This window comes from Neorhizobium phenanthreniclasticum (genome assembly GCF_040066075.1).
Classification (GTDB): Bacteria; Pseudomonadota; Alphaproteobacteria; order Rhizobiales; family Rhizobiaceae; genus Neorhizobium; species Neorhizobium petrolearium.
Window position 1 is genome coordinate 62,532 of sequence record NZ_JBEAAL010000016.1, and the last position, 17,579, is coordinate 80,110.

18 protein-coding genes are annotated in these 17,579 nt (G+C 60.7%); 13 read left to right on the forward strand and 5 right to left on the reverse strand.

What is annotated here, in order from left to right:
* The first annotated feature begins 31 nt into the window (after positions 1 to 31).
* A complete protein-coding gene (locus ABK249_RS19675) occupies positions 32 to 334 on the forward strand; it encodes a BON domain-containing protein (protein WP_227703888.1) in 303 nt (100 codons plus the stop codon).
* A gap of 117 nt (positions 335 to 451) precedes the next feature.
* Here ABK249_RS19675 and ABK249_RS19680 read toward each other — a convergent pair whose 3' ends face one another.
* Positions 452 to 2,791: a glucose/quinate/shikimate family membrane-bound PQQ-dependent dehydrogenase gene (locus tag ABK249_RS19680; protein WP_227703889.1), complete on the reverse strand. Its 2,340-nt coding sequence runs from the start codon at positions 2,789 to 2,791 to the stop codon at positions 452 to 454.
* A 177-nt stretch (positions 2,792 to 2,968) separates the two neighbouring features.
* Between ABK249_RS19680 and ABK249_RS19685 the strand changes: the two genes are divergently transcribed.
* Both ABK249_RS19685 and ABK249_RS19690 read left to right on the forward strand, forming a co-directional pair.
* Positions 2,969 to 3,604: a UdgX family uracil-DNA binding protein gene (locus ABK249_RS19685; RefSeq protein ID WP_348863720.1), complete on the forward strand. Its 636-nt coding sequence runs from the start codon at positions 2,969 to 2,971 to the stop codon at positions 3,602 to 3,604.
* Between the two features lie 2 nt (positions 3,605 to 3,606).
* Entirely contained in the window at positions 3,607 to 4,335 is a 729-nt protein-coding gene (locus ABK249_RS19690) for a glutathione S-transferase (protein WP_227703890.1), read from the forward strand.
* A gap of 4 nt (positions 4,336 to 4,339) precedes the next feature.
* Here ABK249_RS19690 and ABK249_RS19695 read toward each other — a convergent pair whose 3' ends face one another.
* Positions 4,340 to 4,846, reverse strand: coding sequence for a sigma-70 family RNA polymerase sigma factor (locus ABK249_RS19695; RefSeq protein ID WP_227703891.1), 507 nt, complete (start codon positions 4,844 to 4,846; stop codon positions 4,340 to 4,342).
* Positions 4,847 to 4,997: 151 nt separating this feature from the next.
* On the opposite strand from ABK249_RS19695, the gene ku (ABK249_RS19700) reads away from it, so the two are divergent.
* Positions 4,998 to 5,864, forward strand: a complete 867-nt coding sequence (gene ku / locus ABK249_RS19700) for a non-homologous end joining protein Ku (protein WP_227703892.1) — start codon at positions 4,998 to 5,000, stop codon at positions 5,862 to 5,864.
* Between the two features lie 2 nt (positions 5,865 to 5,866).
* Entirely contained in the window at positions 5,867 to 8,389 is a 2,523-nt protein-coding gene (gene ligD / locus ABK249_RS19705) for a DNA ligase D (protein ID WP_227703893.1), read from the forward strand.
* Between the two features lie 326 nt (positions 8,390 to 8,715).
* On the opposite strand, the gene ku (ABK249_RS19710) is transcribed toward ligD, so the two are convergent.
* Complete coding sequence (gene ku, locus ABK249_RS19710; protein WP_227703894.1) at positions 8,716 to 9,522, reverse strand: non-homologous end joining protein Ku; 807 nt, start codon at positions 9,520 to 9,522, stop codon at positions 8,716 to 8,718.
* A 108-nt stretch (positions 9,523 to 9,630) separates the two neighbouring features.
* On the opposite strand from ku (ABK249_RS19710), the gene ABK249_RS19715 reads away from it, so the two are divergent.
* Both ABK249_RS19715 and ABK249_RS19720 read left to right on the forward strand, forming a co-directional pair.
* On the forward strand, positions 9,631 to 9,834 hold the full coding sequence (locus ABK249_RS19715; protein ID WP_227705276.1) for a hypothetical protein: 204 nt from the start codon (positions 9,631 to 9,633) through the stop codon (positions 9,832 to 9,834).
* Positions 9,835 to 10,047: 213 nt separating this feature from the next.
* Positions 10,048 to 10,227: a hypothetical protein gene (locus ABK249_RS19720; RefSeq protein ID WP_227705277.1), complete on the forward strand. Its 180-nt coding sequence runs from the start codon at positions 10,048 to 10,050 to the stop codon at positions 10,225 to 10,227.
* An 8-nt stretch (positions 10,228 to 10,235) separates the two neighbouring features.
* Here the strand turns inward: ABK249_RS19720 and ABK249_RS19725 are convergent, their stop codons facing one another.
* Positions 10,236 to 10,565: a hypothetical protein gene (locus ABK249_RS19725; protein ID WP_037154734.1), complete on the reverse strand. Its 330-nt coding sequence runs from the start codon at positions 10,563 to 10,565 to the stop codon at positions 10,236 to 10,238.
* A gap of 155 nt (positions 10,566 to 10,720) precedes the next feature.
* Here ABK249_RS19725 and ABK249_RS19730 point away from each other — a divergent pair, with 155 nt between their 5' ends.
* The 6 genes from ABK249_RS19730 (at position 10,721) to ABK249_RS19755 (ending at position 15,293) form a co-directional block, all read left to right on the forward strand.
* On the forward strand, positions 10,721 to 11,308 hold the full coding sequence (locus tag ABK249_RS19730) for a cysteine hydrolase family protein (RefSeq protein ID WP_037154762.1): 588 nt from the start codon (positions 10,721 to 10,723) through the stop codon (positions 11,306 to 11,308).
* Between the two features lie 78 nt (positions 11,309 to 11,386).
* Positions 11,387 to 11,572, forward strand: coding sequence for a hypothetical protein (locus ABK249_RS19735; RefSeq protein ID WP_037154736.1), 186 nt, complete (start codon positions 11,387 to 11,389; stop codon positions 11,570 to 11,572).
* Between the two features lie 87 nt (positions 11,573 to 11,659).
* Positions 11,660 to 12,157, forward strand: coding sequence for a YciE/YciF ferroxidase family protein (locus tag ABK249_RS19740; RefSeq protein ID WP_227703895.1), 498 nt, complete (start codon positions 11,660 to 11,662; stop codon positions 12,155 to 12,157).
* Positions 12,158 to 12,552: 395 nt separating this feature from the next.
* Positions 12,553 to 12,912, forward strand: coding sequence for a DUF2934 domain-containing protein (locus ABK249_RS19745; protein ID WP_037154741.1), 360 nt, complete (start codon positions 12,553 to 12,555; stop codon positions 12,910 to 12,912).
* A 299-nt stretch (positions 12,913 to 13,211) separates the two neighbouring features.
* Complete coding sequence (gene glgA / locus ABK249_RS19750) at positions 13,212 to 14,690, forward strand: glycogen synthase GlgA (RefSeq protein ID WP_227705203.1); 1,479 nt, start codon at positions 13,212 to 13,214, stop codon at positions 14,688 to 14,690.
* 117 nt (positions 14,691 to 14,807) lie between these two features.
* Entirely contained in the window at positions 14,808 to 15,293 is a 486-nt protein-coding gene (locus tag ABK249_RS19755; RefSeq protein WP_227703896.1) for an NUDIX hydrolase, read from the forward strand.
* A gap of 17 nt (positions 15,294 to 15,310) precedes the next feature.
* Here the strand turns inward: ABK249_RS19755 and glgX are convergent, their stop codons facing one another.
* The gene (glgX, locus tag ABK249_RS19760) at positions 15,311 to 17,389 is read right to left on the reverse strand and encodes a glycogen debranching protein GlgX (RefSeq protein ID WP_227703897.1); all 2,079 of its coding nucleotides are present in this window, start codon (positions 17,387 to 17,389) and stop codon (positions 15,311 to 15,313) included.
* Positions 17,390 to 17,579: the final 190 nt, after the last annotated feature.

Here is a 17,579-nt window from a genome sequence, read left to right on the forward strand (position 1 = left end):
TGTTTTCCCATCGGAAACGGGAGAACGACAGATGGTCTTCAAACACCAGCATTTTCATGAGACGACCGCCGAAGTGGAGACGGAGTTTCCGCCGCGTGCGGTGCTTGAAAGCGCGGTCGCCGATGCACTGGCTTCGGCCGGTGGCGTCGACGCAAGCGACGTGACCGTGACGGTGCAAGGCGGCGAGGTGACGCTCGGGGGCGTGGTCCAGGTTCCGGAGGAAATCAGCCGGGCCGAAGAGGTGGCCCGCGGCGTACCCGGCGTCACGACGGTTCGCAACGAGATTCGCTCTATTGCTCCCTCCTTCTTCAATGACGCGCCAAGGCCGCTGTAACCGGCTTGCCCAATCCTCGAGGAGAAGGATCGGATCGAAGGTCGGGGGGTGGAGTGATCGTCGCACCCCATCCATCGCCTCGTGGCGGCCCGCCCCTCAGAGGGAACCGAACAACGATCAGCGCGGCAGCGCGTAGGCGATCACGTAATCGCCGGGCTTGGTGCCGACCGAACCGTGGCCGCCCGCGACCATCACCACCAATTGCCGGCCGTCGTCGATCGCGTAGGTCATCGGCGTAGCCTGGCCACCGGCCGGAAGCCGTGCCTTCCACAGTTCCCGGCCATTGGTGAGGTTATAGGCACGCAGATAATTGTCGACGGCTGCACCGAGAAAGGCGACGCCGCCCTTGGTGATCATCGGCCCGCCGATGCCGGGCACGCCGACCTTGAAGGGCAGCGGCAGCGGCGTCATGTCGTAGACCGTGCCGTTGCGGTGCATGTAGGCGATCTTGCCCGTGCGCAGATCGGCGCCTGCCACGTAACCCCAGGGCGGCGCCTGGCAGGGAATCTGCAAAGGTCCCAGGAACGGCCCCATATAGACGCCGTAGGGCGCGCCCTCGTTGCGGTTGAGCCCCTGCTCGCTGCCCTTCTCGTCCTGTCCCTTCGGCGGGATTTCCGCGCGCGGCACGAGCCGCGAGGTGAAGGCGAGATAGGTCGGCATGCCGAACATCACCTGCCGTTCCGGATCGACCGCGACGCTGCCCCAGTTGAACGTGCCGAAATTGCCGGGATAGACGATCGTGCCTTTGAGCGAGGGCGGCGTATAGCGGCCCTCGTAGTTGTACTGGTGATACCGGATACGGCACACCATCTGGTCGAACATGGTGATGCCCCACATATCCTTTTCTCGCAGCGGCTGCGGCTTGAAGGTCAGTGCCGAGGTCGGCTGCGTTGGCGCGGTGTGATCTTCGGGGATGGCACCGCCCGGTGCCGGCTCCTCGGTGACCGGAATGATCGGCTCCCCCGTACGCCGGTCGAGAACATAGATGTCGCCCTGTTTGGTCGGCCCGACCAGCGCCGGCACGACCGTATTGTCCGGCATGGTGAGATTGAGGAGCACCGGCTGGGCGGGAACGTCCATGTCCCAGAGATCGTGATGCACCGTCTGGCGCACCCAGCGATCTGCGCCGGTATTCAGGTCGAGGGCCACGATCGAGGAGGAGTATTTCTCGACGTTTTCGCTCCGCCCCATGCCGAGCTGGTCGGGCACCTGGTTGCCGAGCGGGATATAGACGAGGCCGAGTTCCTCGTCGATACTGAAGACGGACCAGCTGTTCGGCGAATTGGTCGTGTAGGTTTGCCCCGGCTGGAGCGGCTGCGTCTGGGTGGGGTTGCCGGAATCCCAGTTCCAGATGAGCTGCCCCGTATTCACGTCATAGGCGCGGATGACGCCGGACTGTTCCTGTGTTGAATAGTTGTCGTTGACCGCCCCGCCGATGATGATCTTGTTGCCCGCGATCGCCGGCGGCGAGGTCGAGTAATAATAGCCGGCGGGATTGTACTGCATGCCGGTTTCGAGATGCAGCGTGCCGTTGTCTGCGAAGGACGCGCAGACCTCACCGTTTGCCGCATCGAGCGCGATCAGCCGCGCATCCGAGGTGGGCAGGTAAACCCGTTCGGCGCAGGGTGTACCGGGAGCCGCCTGGTCTCGATAATAGCTGACGCCGCGGCAGGTCTGGTGCTGGCGGTCAGGGTTCATGCCGGAATTCGGATCGTATTTCCATTTCTCCTGACCGGTCGTCGCATCGAGCGCAATCGCCAGATTGTGCGGCGTGCAGAGGTAAAGCGTGTTGGCGACCTTCAGCGGCGTCACCTGATAGGTCGTTTCGCCCACATCGTCCGGCCGCTTCACGTCGCCCGTCCGGTAGCGCCAGACCTCCTGGAGATTCGCGACGTTCTCGACATTGATCTGGTCGAGCGGCGAATAACGCTGGCCGTAGGGGGTGCGGCCGTACTGGTGCCATTCGCCGGGCGGCACGTCGCCCCCCATTGCGGGGGCTGCGGCGACGGACTGCTCCGGCAGCTCGCCACTCTGATCCAGCGGATCGATGAACATCGAGAAGATCGCCACCGCGATGGCGATGACGACCGCAAGCGCCAGCGGCGTGCTGCTTGCGCCGTAACGCATGCCGGTCGGGCTTGAAAAACCGAGCGGCCTGCGGATCCAGGGCGTCAGCAGCCAGATACCCAGCAGAATGATGACGCCACCGCGCGGACCGAGTTGCCACCAGTCGAACCCGACCTCCCAGACCGCCCAGACGAGCGAGGCGAGTATGAGGACGGCATAGACCCTGAGGGCGATAGCAAGCCTGAGAAACAGAAGAACGGCGGTCAATATGAAACCGAGACCGCAAATCAGATAATAGGCGCTTCCGTCGAGCAGCACCAATTGCCCACCCCCGACAGCCAGCGCGATCCCGATCAGCGTGAAGAGGATCGCGGTAATCTTAACGGCCATAGTGAAATCCTGTCCCTGAAAACAATAAAGCGAGGTGCGCGGGAACTCTGCGGCACCTTCGCGCTTTCAACACGGGTTTTGCGCAAAAGTTCCAATGGATATTGGACAACCTTTTCCGACAACTTCCGGAACCGCCGGACATCGAACTGGTTTGGCGCCCATGAAGGGAGTTCCGCCATGTTGACGTCGCGCAAGGGCCCCGCCTTCGAGACAACCGGTGCAGAAGGCTCAAGCATTTCCAGGGTCAGGGAAGAGGCGGAAAGCTGCACCCGTTGCGATCTCTACAAGAGCGCCACTCATCTCGTCTTCGGAAACGGGCCGGCAAGAGCGAAGGTTCTTTTCGTCGGCGAACAGCCGGGCGACAGGGAAGATCAGGCCGGACAGCCTTTCGTCGGCCCCGCCGGCAAGCTGCTCGACCGTTGCCTCGATGAAGCCGGCATCGATCGCGACCTGTGTTACGTCACCAATGCAGTGAAACATTTCAAATTCACGCCGCGTGGCAAGCGGCGCATCCATTCAAAACCGAATACCGGAGAGGTGCAGGCCTGCGCCTGGTGGCTGGCGGCGGAATTGCGCCTCATCAAGCCGGCACTGGTAGTGGCGCTTGGCGCGACTGCGCTCTATTCTCTGCTGGGCAGACAGGCGAAAGTCATGCGTGACCGCGGCCAGATCCTGAATTCGCCGAACGGTGTGCCTATGCTTGTGACGATTCACCCCTCGGCCCTGCTGAGGAGCCGGGATCGGGCGGATGCGGAGCTCAACCGTGCCCGCTTTATCGAGGACTTGAGGAAAATTGCCGATTTTCTGGAGTGATCATGGCTTACGAACTTTATTACTGGGACGGCCTCCAGGGGCGCGGCGAATTCGTGCGGCTGGCCTTGGAAGAGGCCGGTGCCAAATATGTGGATGTCGCCCGATCGAGCCACGGCATGTCGGCGATGATGGCCTACCTGCATGGCAAGCAAGGGTATCTGGCGATGCCTTTTGCACCTCCCTTCCTGAAGGACGGCGATATCGTCGTCTCGCATGTGGCAAATATCCTCCATTATCTCGGGCCGAAGCTGAACCTCGTGCCCAAGGAGGAGAAAAGCCGCATCTTCATCCATGGCCTTCAGCTTACCCTGACGGATTTTGTCGCGGAAGCACATGACACCCACCATCCGATCAGCACCACAGACTATTACGAGGATCAGAAGGAAGAGGCGAAGGCCCGCACGCAGGCCTTCCTGAGGCATCGGGTGCCGAAATTTCTGGGCTATTTCAACCACGTCATCCAGGTGAACCCGGCAAAGAACGGTCACACCGTCGGTGACGCCCTGAGCTATGCCGATCTATCGCTCTTCCAGATCGCCGAAGGGCTCGCCTACGCCTTTCCCCGTGCCATGCGGAACTTCGACAGGGACTATCCGGATGTCGCGAAGCTGCGCGACCTCGTCCGCAGGCGTCCCAATATCGAGGCTTATGTCAATTCGAAGCGCCGGCTCGCATTCAACGACTCGGGCATATTCCGGCACTATCCGGAATTGGACCAGGACCCGGCCTGATGGCTTAGGTCGTCTCTTCGCCCAATTCCTGCAGGATCTGGTGCCGGGCCCGGTTGAGCCGGCTTTTGACCGTACCGACGGCGCAATCGCAGATTTCGGCCGCTGTCTCATAGCTTTCGCCGAGAATCGCCACCAGCGTCAGCACCTCGCGATAATGCGGCGGCAGTTTCTGGAGCGCCCGCTGCACCTCCCTCGCCCGCGCGGCCATTTCCTGCGATGCGGCTACGGCCGTATCGCCCGAAACGTTCTCCTCGATTCCCGGCGCCTCGCGTCCCAGCACCTTGGCGCGCGTGTAGAACGTGTTGCGCATGATCGTGAAGAGCCAGCTCTTCAGCTTGGTGCCCGGCTCGAACTTGTCGAGATTGGCGAGCGCCTTCATCAGCGTTTCCTGCACCAGATCGTCTGCATCGGTGGGATTGCGGCAGAAGGTACGGGCAAATGCGCGGAGAGCCGGAATGAGCCTCACTATGTCTGCACGTGCAAGATCACCATTCAACTGTGATTCAGACACCGTTGCCTACCTCTCCGAAGTCTCGATGGGCGGGGATTTTGGTGGCAAACGCGCGCCTTGCGCATTTGGTTCCCCCAAGATGAACGGCCTGTTCATACCGATGACGGAACAAAGCGGCCGGCAGGCCGGTTGATAGGTTTTTCACGGAGTTATGATCGTGGCACCGCGTGCGAACTGGAAAGGTTATCTCAAAATCGGGGAACTGAGCTGCCAGGTAGGGCTTTATACGGCCGCCTCCACATCCGACCGCGTCAGTTTCCATATTATCAACCGTGAGACCGGCAACCGTGTCCACCGCCAGATGATCGATGCCGACACCGGCAAGCCGGTGGAAAGCGACGACATCGTCAAGGGCTACGAAATTTCAAGCGGCGAATACGTCTTCCTCGAACCGGACGAAGTGAAGGCGGCGGTACCCGAAAGCGACAAGACGCTCGAACTCGAAACCTTCATCCCCTGCGATGGGGTGGACACAATCTATCTCGACCGCCCCTATTATCTGATGCCGGTGGACAGGCCGTCCGCCGAGGTCTTTGCGCTGATCCGCAAGGCGCTGGAAGAAAAGAGCGTCGCAGCACTGGCCCGCACGGTTCTCTTCCGGCGCCTGCGGACGCTGCTCATCCGTCCGAGCGAAAGCGGCATGATCGCCAGCACGCTCAACTATGAATACGAGGTGCGATCCGCCAAGGAAATCTTCTCCGATATCAAGGACTTCAAGATCGAGGGTGAAATGCTGGACCTTGCCGGGCACATCATCGACACCAAGCGCGGAAAATTCGACCCGACCGAATTCGACGACCGATACGAGGCGGCCCTCGCCGAACTCGTCAGAGCGAAGATCGAAGGCCGCAAGCTGAAGAAGAAGCCCAAGCCGGAGGTCAAGAAAGTGTCGAACCTGCTTGACGCGCTCCGCCAGAGCGCCGGCGCTCCCGCCACGCGGAAGAAGACGACCGCCAAGAAGACCGCCTCCAGGGCAACCTCGCGTAAGACGACCACCCAGCAGAGAAAGGTCGGCTGATCATGGCGCTTGAAACCTACCACCAGAAGCGCAACTTCAAGGTTTCTCCCGAACCAACAGGAAGGGTATCTCGCACCCGCAAGACAAAGGCGGCCGGCAACAGTTTCGTGATCCAGAAGCACGACGCGACCAGGCTGCATTACGATTTCCGGCTGGAAATGGATGGCGTGCTGAAAAGCTGGGCCGTGACCCGCGGTCCGAGCCTCGTGCCCGGCGAAAAGCGCCTTGCGGTCCATGTGGAAGACCACCCGCTCGACTATGGCGGCTTCGAGGGCATGATCCCGGAAGGCAATTACGGCGCCGGCGCGGTGCTGCTCTGGGATCGTGGGGCCTGGGAGCCGATCGGGGATCCGCACAAGGCCTACCGGAAAGGCCACATGGAATTCGAATTGAAAGGCGAGAAGCTGGAAGGCCGCTGGCACCTCGTCCGCATGGGGCAGAGGCAAGGTGAGAAACGCGAAAACTGGCTGCTGATCAAAGGCGAAGACGAATTCGCCCGCGACGAAGGCGACCCTGACATTCTCGAAGAAATGCCGCTTTCCGTGAAAACCGGCAAGACGATCGAAGAGGTCTGGGGCAGGAAGCGGCCGGCAAAAAAGGCGCGCTCGAAAACGAAGCTCCCGACCGATCCAGACCCGCAAGGCACGGACATCGCGGTTTCGAAGATCCGGGGGGCGAAGAAGGCCAAGCTGCCGGATTTCATCGAACCGCAGCTTGCGACGCTGGTCAAAAGCGCCCCTTCCGGAAAACGCTGGGTCCACGAGATCAAGATCGACGGCTATCGGCTTCAGGCACATATCGAAAACGGCGAGGTGACGCTGCTCACCCGAACCGGCCTCGACTGGACCCACAAGTTCGGCAAGCAGATCGTTGCGGCATTCGCGAAGCTTCCGGTCTCCGAGGCCATCATCGACGGCGAGGTCGCGGTCGAAGCAGGCTCCGGCGCGACGGATTTCTCGCTGCTCCAGCAGGCTCTCAGCGAGGGCCACACCGATCACTTCACCTTCTATGCCTTCGACCTTCTTCATCTCGATGGTTATGACCTGACCGGCGCAACCCTGCTCAGGCGCAAGGAAGCGCTTGAAACACTTTTCGCCGACAGCGGCTCGGTGCTGCGCTACAGCGAGCATTTCAGCGACGAGGGCGCGCTGGTGCTGAAACATGCCTGCCGGCTGAGCCTGGAGGGCATCATTTCGAAAATCGCCGATGCCCCTTACCGCCCCGGTCGCGGGCGCGATTGGGTCAAATCGAAATGCTCGGCAAGGCAGGAATTCGTGGTTGCGGGTTACGTTCCTTCCTCCGTCAACCGCAAGGCGATCGGTTCGCTGGTCATGGGTTATTATGAGAAGGGAAAGCTTCGTCATGCCGGCCGCGTCGGCACGGGCTATTCGAATACCGTGGCACAATCGCTCTTCAAGCGGCTCAACGGCATTCGAAGCGACAAGAGCCAATTTGACGAAAAGCTCGCGGCAGTGGAAAAAAAGGATGCCGTCTTCGTCAGACCGGAACTGGTGGCGGAAGTCGAGTTTCGCGGCTGGACGGCGGATGCCCATATCCGCCACGCCTCTTTCAGAGGTCTGAGGGAAGACAAGGATCCGAAGGATATCGTCCGGGAGGGCGGGCCTGTGAATGCTGCGGAAGAACCGAAACCGCCCAAGCGGACGGTCAATCTCACCCATCCGGATCGGGTGTACTGGCCGGATGCCGGGGTGACCAAGGCCGGACTTGCGGACTATTATACCGAGGTCTGGCGGCTGATGGCGCCTTTCGTCGTCAACCGGCCGCTGGCGCTCGTTCGCGGGCCGGACGGAATTACCAAACCGCTGTTTTTCCAGAAGCACGCCTGGAAAGGCATGACGAAAAATGTGGTTCTGGTGAAGGATCCCGCCGACCCGAGCGAGGAATATATCTCCATCCGCGACCTCGACGGGCTGCTCGGGCTCGTGCAGGGCGGGACACTGGAAGTCCATCCCTGGGGGGCATCGCTCAACGATTGGGAAAAGCCGGATATGGTCAATATCGACCTCGATCCCGGTGAAGGCGTTTCGTGGACGGAGATCATCGCCGCGGCCCACGAGGTGAAACGGCGCTTTGAGGACATGGGCCTCGCGCCCTTCGTCAAAACGTCCGGTGGCAAGGGGCTGCACGTCGTCGCCCCCGTGAAGCCCGAGGCGGAATGGCCTGAGGTAAAGGCTGCGATGAAGGCGCTCGCCGACGGCATGGCCGGTGACGACCCGGACAAATACGTCTCGACCATCACCAAGTCGAAACGCAAGGGCAAGATCCTGATCGACTACCTGCGCAACGGCCGGGGCAACACCGCGGTCGCTCCCTATTCCACCCGCGCGCGGCCGGGCGCGCCCGTCTCCATGCCGCTCGCCTGGGACGAGCTCGGCGGCGTGATCGGCCCCAACTATTTCACGGTCAACAACACCCCGACGCGGATTGCCCGGCAGGCGAGCGATCCCTGGGCTGATTTCCGCAAGGCGGAAGCGCCGATCGAATTCAAGGTGAAGAAGAGATAGCTGCAAAGCCGGAACGATACGGCATCCGTTCAAGAGCAGGGCAATCGCATATGCGGGTTTTGCCCCTCCCGGCTTTCGCCTCGCTCGGCGACCCTCTCCCCGCAAGTGAAGAACGGCCGGGAGTCTCCACACATCCCGGCCGCCTGCATACCGCTGGAACCCCTGCCCCAGAGAGATGCGTGGGCAGTAAACATGCTAAAGACGGACAATGCAAGTTCGTGGATATCCCAATCGTTCGAGTCGCATGGGTTCGGCATGCGATAGCCCCGTCAGCAGGACATCCGGGCGCCCGCAGCACGCACATCCTCAAATATTCCGGAGACGATTCACTTCCGAGGCGATTTCCGTTCTGCCTCAAGGCTCTTCTTGAGCGCCGCCGTGATGTCGATGACATTGCTCGGCCGCTCCGGCGACTTCTCCTGGGTACGCTTCTTCGTCTTGCGGCCTTTCCTGCGCTCGGCGATGATGTCGAGCAGCCGGTCCTGCACCGGATCGTCTACCATCGAAGGCTTCCACGCTTCGGTGCGCTCTTCGATGATCTTTTCCATCATCGCCAGATGCTTGGCGCCCGGCTTTTCCTTTGGCATCTCGGCCGCATAATCGTCGGCGTCGCGCACCTCGTCGCCGTAGCGAAGCGTCCAGACAACGATCCCCTTGTCCTTCGGCAAGAGAAGCACGGCCCGCTCGCGGCGGTACATGACAAGCCGGGCGACGCCGCCCGTTTTGGTCTTCGCCATCGCCTCGCGGATGACGGCAAAGGCCTCTGCGCTCACCTCGTCGTCCGGAGCGAGATAATGCGGCCGGTCATACCATATCCAGCCGATCGAATTGGCCGGCACGAAGGTCTCGATGTCGATCGTGCGCGTGCTCTCAAGTCCGACGTCATCGAGCTCGTCGTCCTCGAAAAGCACGTAGTCGTCCTCACCCTTGGGATAACCCTTCACCTGATCGTCGTCTTCGACCGCTTCGCCGGTATCCGCATCCACATACTGGCTGAGGACACGGTTGTGGGTCTTTCGATTGACGTTGTGGAAGCGCACCTTGGCGCCTTCGGAAACGGCGGGCGTCATCGTCACCCGGCAGGTGACGAGCGAGAGCTTCAGATAACCTTTCCAGAATACACGCGGCGCCACGGCAGGACTCCTTCTTTTCCGCGATAACCCGCACGATACGGCTTGGTTCCGGAACAAACATCCAAGAGAAACCGTTTGCTTCAGACACCTGCACAGGAGGGCATTCCCATGAGCACCAGCAGCAGCCAGAACGCTTCACGGAACGAAGGGGACAAGAAGACGACCGAGCGCTCCGCACGTTCAAAGCACGAAACCAGGGAGCTGGAGGAACAGCTCAACGAGGGGCTGGAAGACACGTTTCCGGCAAGCGACCCCGTTTCGACCACGGTGACCTCCATCCCGGCCGGCACACCAAAACCGCCAAAACACTAGACAACAGTAAAATCCGTATGGAACAATTCGGGCGTCTTCCGTGATAGGAAGTCGCCTTATTTCATTTGTGTCGGTATTTCATCCATCCCTGTGACTTTTTCGGGATACCCCAAGTCGACCATATTGCGGTAAGGAGAGCGATAGCAGAATTATCGGCGAGGCGGACATTCTTTCGGCGCGAGTTTGCCGATATTGGTTACGTCAGAGGTCGGGATGGCGAAGCAAAACACTCCGGTTGCGGAACAGGAAGTCAGGATGGGAAAGCGCGTGAACCGCCGGGTCTCGGTCCTGCTCGCCGAAATCGAGAAGGAAGAAGTCCCCGATCGTCTGCTCGAACTGGCGCGCGAACTGCAGAAGGCGCTCAACGAAAAGATGGGCAGCCCTGCCGGCTGAAGCGCGTCTCAAAGCTGGGTCGAGATCAGATTGTCGGTGCGCACCCGGCCTGCCACGACACCTCTCGGGCCCTCCGCCTCATAACGCCCGCTCCCGTCCTCGATCACCGTATAGAGCTTTTCGTTGCGGAAGGCGCTTGCCATTTCGGTCGAGTTACCTTCCGAAGGTGAAGCGTCGATCTCGGTAAAATCGAGCTCCGCCGCACTCGCGACGAGGCGCGCATCACCCGCGGTTCTGGCCCGGACCACCACCTCGCCGTGCGGCGGCGAATTCTGCCAGTTCGGGTCATCGGAAGCGGCGTTCGGCACCAGCCGGTAGATCTTCAGCTTTTCCTGCATCTCTCTCTCCCTTGAGACATCGCATCTGCTGCTTTTCGCAACGTTCTCGGTCAAGCCCGGTTCCATCATCGGCGGTGGAACTTTTGCCGCCGCTTTTCTGTTCCTGACCACCGTGGAAGTTTTCTGTCCTGACAAGCATGGAAGCTGAGGAAGACATGGAGGACCCGCATCACTGCCGGCATCTTTGCGTCGACATGCAGCGCATGTTCGCGGAAGACACGCCCTGGAATATTCCATGGATGCAGCGCGTGCGCCAACCGGTCGCGATGATTGCCGGAGCCTTTCCTGCAGGCACGATCTTCACTCGCTTCGTCCCCCCGACAACGCCTGCCGAAGCCCAGGGGAGTTGGCGCGACTATTACGAGAAATGGCCGATGATGACGCGCGGCGAACTCGGCGACGAGATGGTCGACATTCTTCCGGAGCTGAGGGCACTGGCTCCTCCCGCAATCGTCTTCGACAAGATGGTCTACTCGCCCTGGTTCGACAACCGGCTTCATCATTTCCTTCGAGGCCAGGGCGTCACCACGCTGATCATCTCCGGCGGGGAGACGGATGTCTGCGTCCTTGCCGCCATTCTCGGCGCCGTGGACCTCGGCTATGCGATCATTCTCGTCAAAGATGCAATCTGCAGCACCTCCGACGAGACGCATGACGCATCCCTCGCCCTTTTCGGCAGGCGTTTTTCGAACCAGCTCCGGCTCGCCGATACGGACGAGGTGTTGCGCTGGTGGCAAGGATGACGACGATTTCCGGAACCTTTGCAGCAACCGGCAGTTTTCCCGACATAGGCGACAAGTTCCCCGGACAAGGAGAAAGCAATGGCCGATAACTTCTGGTTCATAGTCGTGGCGATCGGGCCGATCCTTCTCGGCGCTGCGATCGCCTATGCGCTGTTACAGCGCCGTCGCCTGACGGACCGCGAAAAAGAGCAGCAGGAAGAGGCGATAGAACGTCTCTACGACAAGCCGCCGGGCGGCCGCGAACCTCATCCGCACAGCCGCTGACTGGAACAGGAACCTTCGAGGCACCTCGTCGTTAGATGCCTCGCAATACCTTTTCACCCAACACCTATAAAACCCAAGGAGAGAGCAATGGCCAGCAAGACCCTCGACGACCTTTTCCATGAAACCCTGAAAGACATCTACTATGCCGAACGCCAGATCGTGAAGGCTCTTCCGAAGATGGCGCGCGGCGCCCGGGATGAAAAGCTGAAGGCCGCTTTCGAGAAACACCGCGATGAGACTGAAGGCCAGATCGATCGCCTGAAACAGGTCTTCGAGATCATCGGCAAGCGGGCCCAGGGCAAGACCTGCCCGGCAATTGACGGCATCATCGAAGAGGGCGAAGAAATCCTCGACGAGTTCAAGGGCAATCCTGCGCTTGACGCTGGCCTGCTCGCTGCCGCACAGGCGGTCGAGCATTACGAAATCAGCCGTTATGGTACGCTGCGCACCTGGGCCCAGCAGCTTGGCCTCAAGGAGGCTGTGAAGCTGCTGGAGGAAACGCTCGCCGAGGAAAGCAAGACGGACGAGGCCTTGACCAGTCTCGCCAAATCCGCCGTGAACATGGCGGCTCAGAAGGCCGCCTGAGGCCTTCGATGAACGGGGCGCCGGCAAAGGCCGCATAGCCCCGTTCCCTGAGCAAAAGCCCGGTCAAAGCTGGGCTTTTGCTCACCCCAGGCGGAACGAGATGAGCATTTGCCATGTCCGGAGCGGAATGCCGGTGTGATAATAGGACGCAGATCGAACGGCGCTTATAATATGGACCCGAGCAGTTGCATGAGGGATTATATCGCAGTACCTTTGATTTGGATGCGCTCCTTCCCGGCGGCGACAAACATACCCCCAATTGCCAGAAAATACCCCCCGGGGCCGATTTTTGAGTTCATGGCCCTGCTCTGCTGGCCAGGGTGCAATTTTTCGTTTGGACGATGGAACTTTTTTGCGCTGCACACGTTGGGGCGTTCGGTCGAATGGAGACGATAATGGCGGAATCCGAGGAAGATTGGATCAAGAGACGGGCATACGCTTTGTGGGAAGAGGAAGGCTACCCTTCCGGTAAGGATCGGGAGCATTGGGAAAGGGCGAAGCTGGAGCATGCGACGCTCAAGCCGACCGCCTCGAACACACCACCAATGGCAAGTCCCCGTAAGAAGGCAGCCGCAGTCGTAAAGGCTCCAAAGGCAGCAGCGCCGAAAGCTCCAAAGACTGTCACGAAGACGGCCCCATCGAAGCCGGCATCGACAGGGACTGCTGCCAAGACGACCTCGAAGACCCCCGCAGCTATTCCGGCAGCGGTCGAACCGGCGAAAAAGCGCTCCAAGAAGGTGCCGGCCGGCCAATAACGCCGCCCGGATCGTATACATCAAGACCAGTTTCATCAATCGCGGCGATTGGCATTGTCGCGAGAGCGTATTTTCTTGCCTTGGAAGATTGAGATGACAGTTGCGTCTGAACTCCGCCCGACACCGAACCCGGCAGGGAACGTTGGCCATGGCCGAAATGTTCCGAGGGGTGCAAACGGCCCACGGCGGAGGCAGACATGATGAACGCTCACGCCCCCCTCGGCAATACGCACCGCGATCAGCACGCCATGTCTGGGAGCGTGGTCACCCCGGTCGAGGAAACGCGGGTGCTGCCGCAAATGAGGGTGCTTTCGGTCACCTCCGAGATCTTTCCATTCGTAAAGACGGGCGGCCTGGCGGATGTGACAGGTTCCCTGCCCAAAGCGCTCGCCCCGCTCGGCATAGAAACGACGTCGTTGATCCCCGGATATCCGAATGTGATGCGGCAATTGCAAAGCGCCGTGCCGCTCGTAGCCTTCGACAGCCTGCTGGGCGAAAAGGCCTCGCTCCTGCACACCCGCATCGAGGGCCTCAGCCTTTTCGTGCTCGACGCGCCCACTCTCTATGACCGTCCGGGTGGTCCCTATGTCGATGAACGGGGCATCGACCATCCCGACAACTGGAAGCGGTTTGCCGCTCTTTCGCTGGCCGCGGCGGAAATCGCCGGCGGCGTCCTGCCCGGCTGGCGTCCCGATCTCGTCCATACCCACGACTGGCAATCGGCGCTCGCCTCCGTCTACATGCGGGAACGGGGCTGCTCGACGCCGGTCGTGCTGACGATCCACAACCTGGCCTTCCAGGGCCAATATCCCGCGAGCCTGCTCGACAAACTCGGACTGCCCCCGGAAGCATATTCCATGGATCGGATGGAATATTTCGGGGACATCAGCTTCCTGAAGGGCGGGCTGCAGACAGCCGACGCGATCACCACCGTCAGCCCGACCTATGCGCGCGAAATCCTCACGCCACGCTTCGGCATGGGCATGAACGGCGTTCTGAACGAACGCGTCTCGGTCCTGCGCGGCATCGTCAACGGCATCGATCTCGATGTTTGGGATCCATCGACGGATCCGCACCTGCCGCGCAACTACGACATCAACAGCCTGCGCCGCAAACGCGAGAATCGCGCCGTTCTGCTGGAGAGATTCCGCCTCGACCCGTCGGGCGTCGGTCCGGTCTTTTCCGCAGTGAGTCGGTTCACCTGGCAGAAGGGTATCGACATGCTCGCCGAAACCGCCGACGAGGTGATTCACAACGGCGGCAAGGTGATCGTGTTCGGCCAGGGCGACCGCGAGATCGAACAGGCGCTTCTGGACACTGCCTCGCGTTTTCCCGGCCGCATGGCCGTCCATATCGGTTATGACGAGCCGACGGCGCATCTGATCCACGGCGGCTCGGATGCGATCGTGCAGCCGTCCCGCTTCGAGCCGTGCGGCCTCACCCAGCTCTATGCCCTGCGCTACGGCTGCGTGCCGGTCGTCTCGCGAACCGGCGGGCTCTCGGAGACCATCATCGACGCCAATGATGCAGCAATGTCGGCCCGCGTGGCAACAGGCTTCCAGTTTCATCCGGTCACGACGGACGGGTTGCGCCTGGCGCTTCGCCGCGCCCTGCAAACCTATGCCGATCCGAAAATGTGGGCTCGTTTGCAGAACCAGGGGATGAAAGCAAAATTCTCCTGGGAACGAAGCGCCCGCCAATATGCTGCCGTCTATGCCAGCCTGGCCCGCAAATCAGGGCGGGTTCCGGCGAGCGAGATACGTCGCGCCACGCTCTGAACGATCTGTCCGGACCGCCCGGCGTTTGTCGCCAGCTGAAGAATCGGATAGCGGATCGTCCGCTGCAACGCAGATTTGCTTCCGACAGGCCTTCCGATGGACAATCCGACACGCACCATGATTGTAATGGACTCTGGGCGTTCGCGTTTCCAGTTTCGAACCGCAGCGCTCATCCGCTCCAATGGACATCTTCTCATCCACCGGGGAACGACTGAGCCCTTCTGGTCGCTTCCGGGCGGTCGCGTGGAGTTTCAGGAAGCAACGACGGAAACGCTGGCGCGGGAAATCGAGGAGGAAATCGGATCCCGGGCAGCCATCGGTCCGTTGCGCTTTGTCATCGAGAACTTCTTCACCCTGGAGGGGCGGACGGTCCATGAAGTCGGCTTCTATTACGAGACCGAACTACTCCGCCCCCTGCCTTTCCACGAAAATGAGGTCGTCCACCGTTGTCGCGACGGTTCCAACGACCTGGAATTCCGCTGGATTCGCCCCACGGCAAGCACGCTTGACGAATATGACCTGAAGCCCTTTCCGCTCCGTGCGTTGATCGCCGGCACGTCAAGCGACATCACGCATCTGGTCTATCGAGATCATGCCACCTGAGAGATTCTTGACGAGCCTCACGGTCTGCGAAAGAGCGCCAGACTGCGGCCTTCGAGCTCGAAATCCTTTTCCTTGGTGATCACCAGGCCGCGCTTGGAAAGATCGGACGTGGTGAGTTCCAGCACCCAGCCGCCCTCGCCGAATTGCGGGATGCGGAAGGGAACATTTCCTTCGAACGGGTTGAAGAGCAGCAGGACGTCGTGCCAGATGCCTTCCTGCCCCTTGAGATCCTCCCGGCCGATATGCAGGCCGAGTGTCGTGCCGTCATCCCAATGCTCGGGCTTCTGCTCGCCGCCGCCGGCATTGAACCAGTTCACCTCCATGCCGTCGCGCCAGTTTTCACGCCTCAGCAACGGCTGCTCCTGGCGCAACTTGATCAGGCAACGCGTAAACTCCCGCAGTTCTTCGCAGGTCTCCGGCAAGTTCTCCCAGTGCACCCAGGAAATCTCGTTGTCCTGGCAATAGCCGTTGTTATTGCCCATCTGGCTGCGGCCAAACTCGTCGCCGGCAAGCAGCATCGGCGTACCGTGCGAAAAGAAGAGCGTCGCGAGGAAATTGCGCTTCTGACGCTCGCGGATCGCGTTGATCGCCTCGTCGTCGGTCGGGCCTTCGGCTCCGTAATTGTAGCTGTGATTGTCGTTATGGCCGTCGTTGTTGTCCTCGCCGTTCGCCTCGTTGTGCTTTTCGTTGTAGGAGACGAGATCGTTGAGCGTGAAGCCGTCATGGGCGGCGATGAAGTTGACGCTCGCCCAGGGCCGGCGGCCGCGCTGGTCGTAGAGATCGCCGGAGCCAAGCAGGCGGGCAGCGAAATCGGTCGAGACATTGGTCCCTTTCCAGTATTCCCGCACGGTATCGCGATACTTGTCGTTCCACTCTGACCAGCCGGGCGGAAAGCCGCCGACCTGATAGCCGCCGGGACCGATATCCCAGGGCTCGCCGATCAGCTTCACCTTCCACAGCATCGGGTCCTGCGTCATCGCGTCGAAGAAGCCGCCGCGCTGGTCGAAACCCTGCGGCTCGCGACCGAGGATGGTGCCGAGGTCGAAGCGGAAGCCATCGACATGCATGGCATCTGTCCAATAGCGGAGCGAATCCATGATCAGTTGCAATACGCGCGGATGCGAAGTGTTCACCGTGTTCCCGGTGCCCGTATCGTTGATGTAGTAGCGATGCTGATCCGGCATGGTCCGGTAATAGGAAAAGTTGTCGATACCCTTGAAGGAGAGCGTCGGGCCGAGTTCGTTGCCTTCCGCCGTATGGTTGTAGACCACGTCGAGGATCACCTCGATGCCGGCATCATGGAAGGCCCGCACCATGTCGCGAAGACCCTGGATCCCTCTCGGACCGTAGTAGCACGGGGCCGGCGCGAAGAAGCCGAGCGTGTTGTAGCCCCAATAGTTCTTCAGGCCTTTGTCCAGGAGATGCTGATCATCGGGGAAATAATGGACGGGCATCAGTTCGACCGACGTGATGCCGAGGCTCTTGATGTAGTCGACCGAAGCCTTGTGGCCCATGCCCTCGTAGGTGCCGCGGAGCTCTTTCGGGATCGCCGGGTTGAGCTGGGTAAACCCCTTGACGTGAGTTTCGTAGACGATCGCAGCCGGCCACGGGATGCTCGGGCGATTCTGATCCTGCCAGTCGAACGCGTCCGGATCGATCACCCGGCATTTCGGCATGAAGGGCGCGCTGTCGCGCTCGTCAAACGTCAGGTCCTTGTCTTCATTCTGCAGGTCATAAGCGAAAAGCGCCTCGTTCCACTGCACATCACCGACAAGCTCGCGGGCGTATGGATCGATGACCAGTTTGTTCGGATTGAAGCGGTGACCGTTTTCCGGATCGTAAGGTCCGTGGACACGAAAGCCGTAAAGCGCGCCGGGCTTCAGGCCGGGAACATAACCGTGCCAGATCTCGTGCGTATATTCCGGGAGTTCGAGACGCGCAGTCTCGATCCTGCCGCTCTCGTCATAAAGGCAGAGTTCGACGCGTTCCGCATGCGCCGAGAAGATCGCGAAATTGACGCCCTCGCCATCAAAATTGGCCCCAAGCTGGTGCCAGGAGCCCGGCTCAATGACGATATTGCTCGATTTGGTATCCATGCCACACCTGATGAAAGATTCGCGGAACAATGGTGCGACACAGCATTTCGTTCCCTCGGCCTTCGAGATTACGGGTTATTCGATCCCGAAGGCGCAGGATTTGCAGGCGGAGTGTTCGTCGTCCCAGAGGGTGAGGTGGCCGAGCTTTGTCCTCCGGTACCGGTTTGCGGCGTGGAATCCTTGTCCGCCG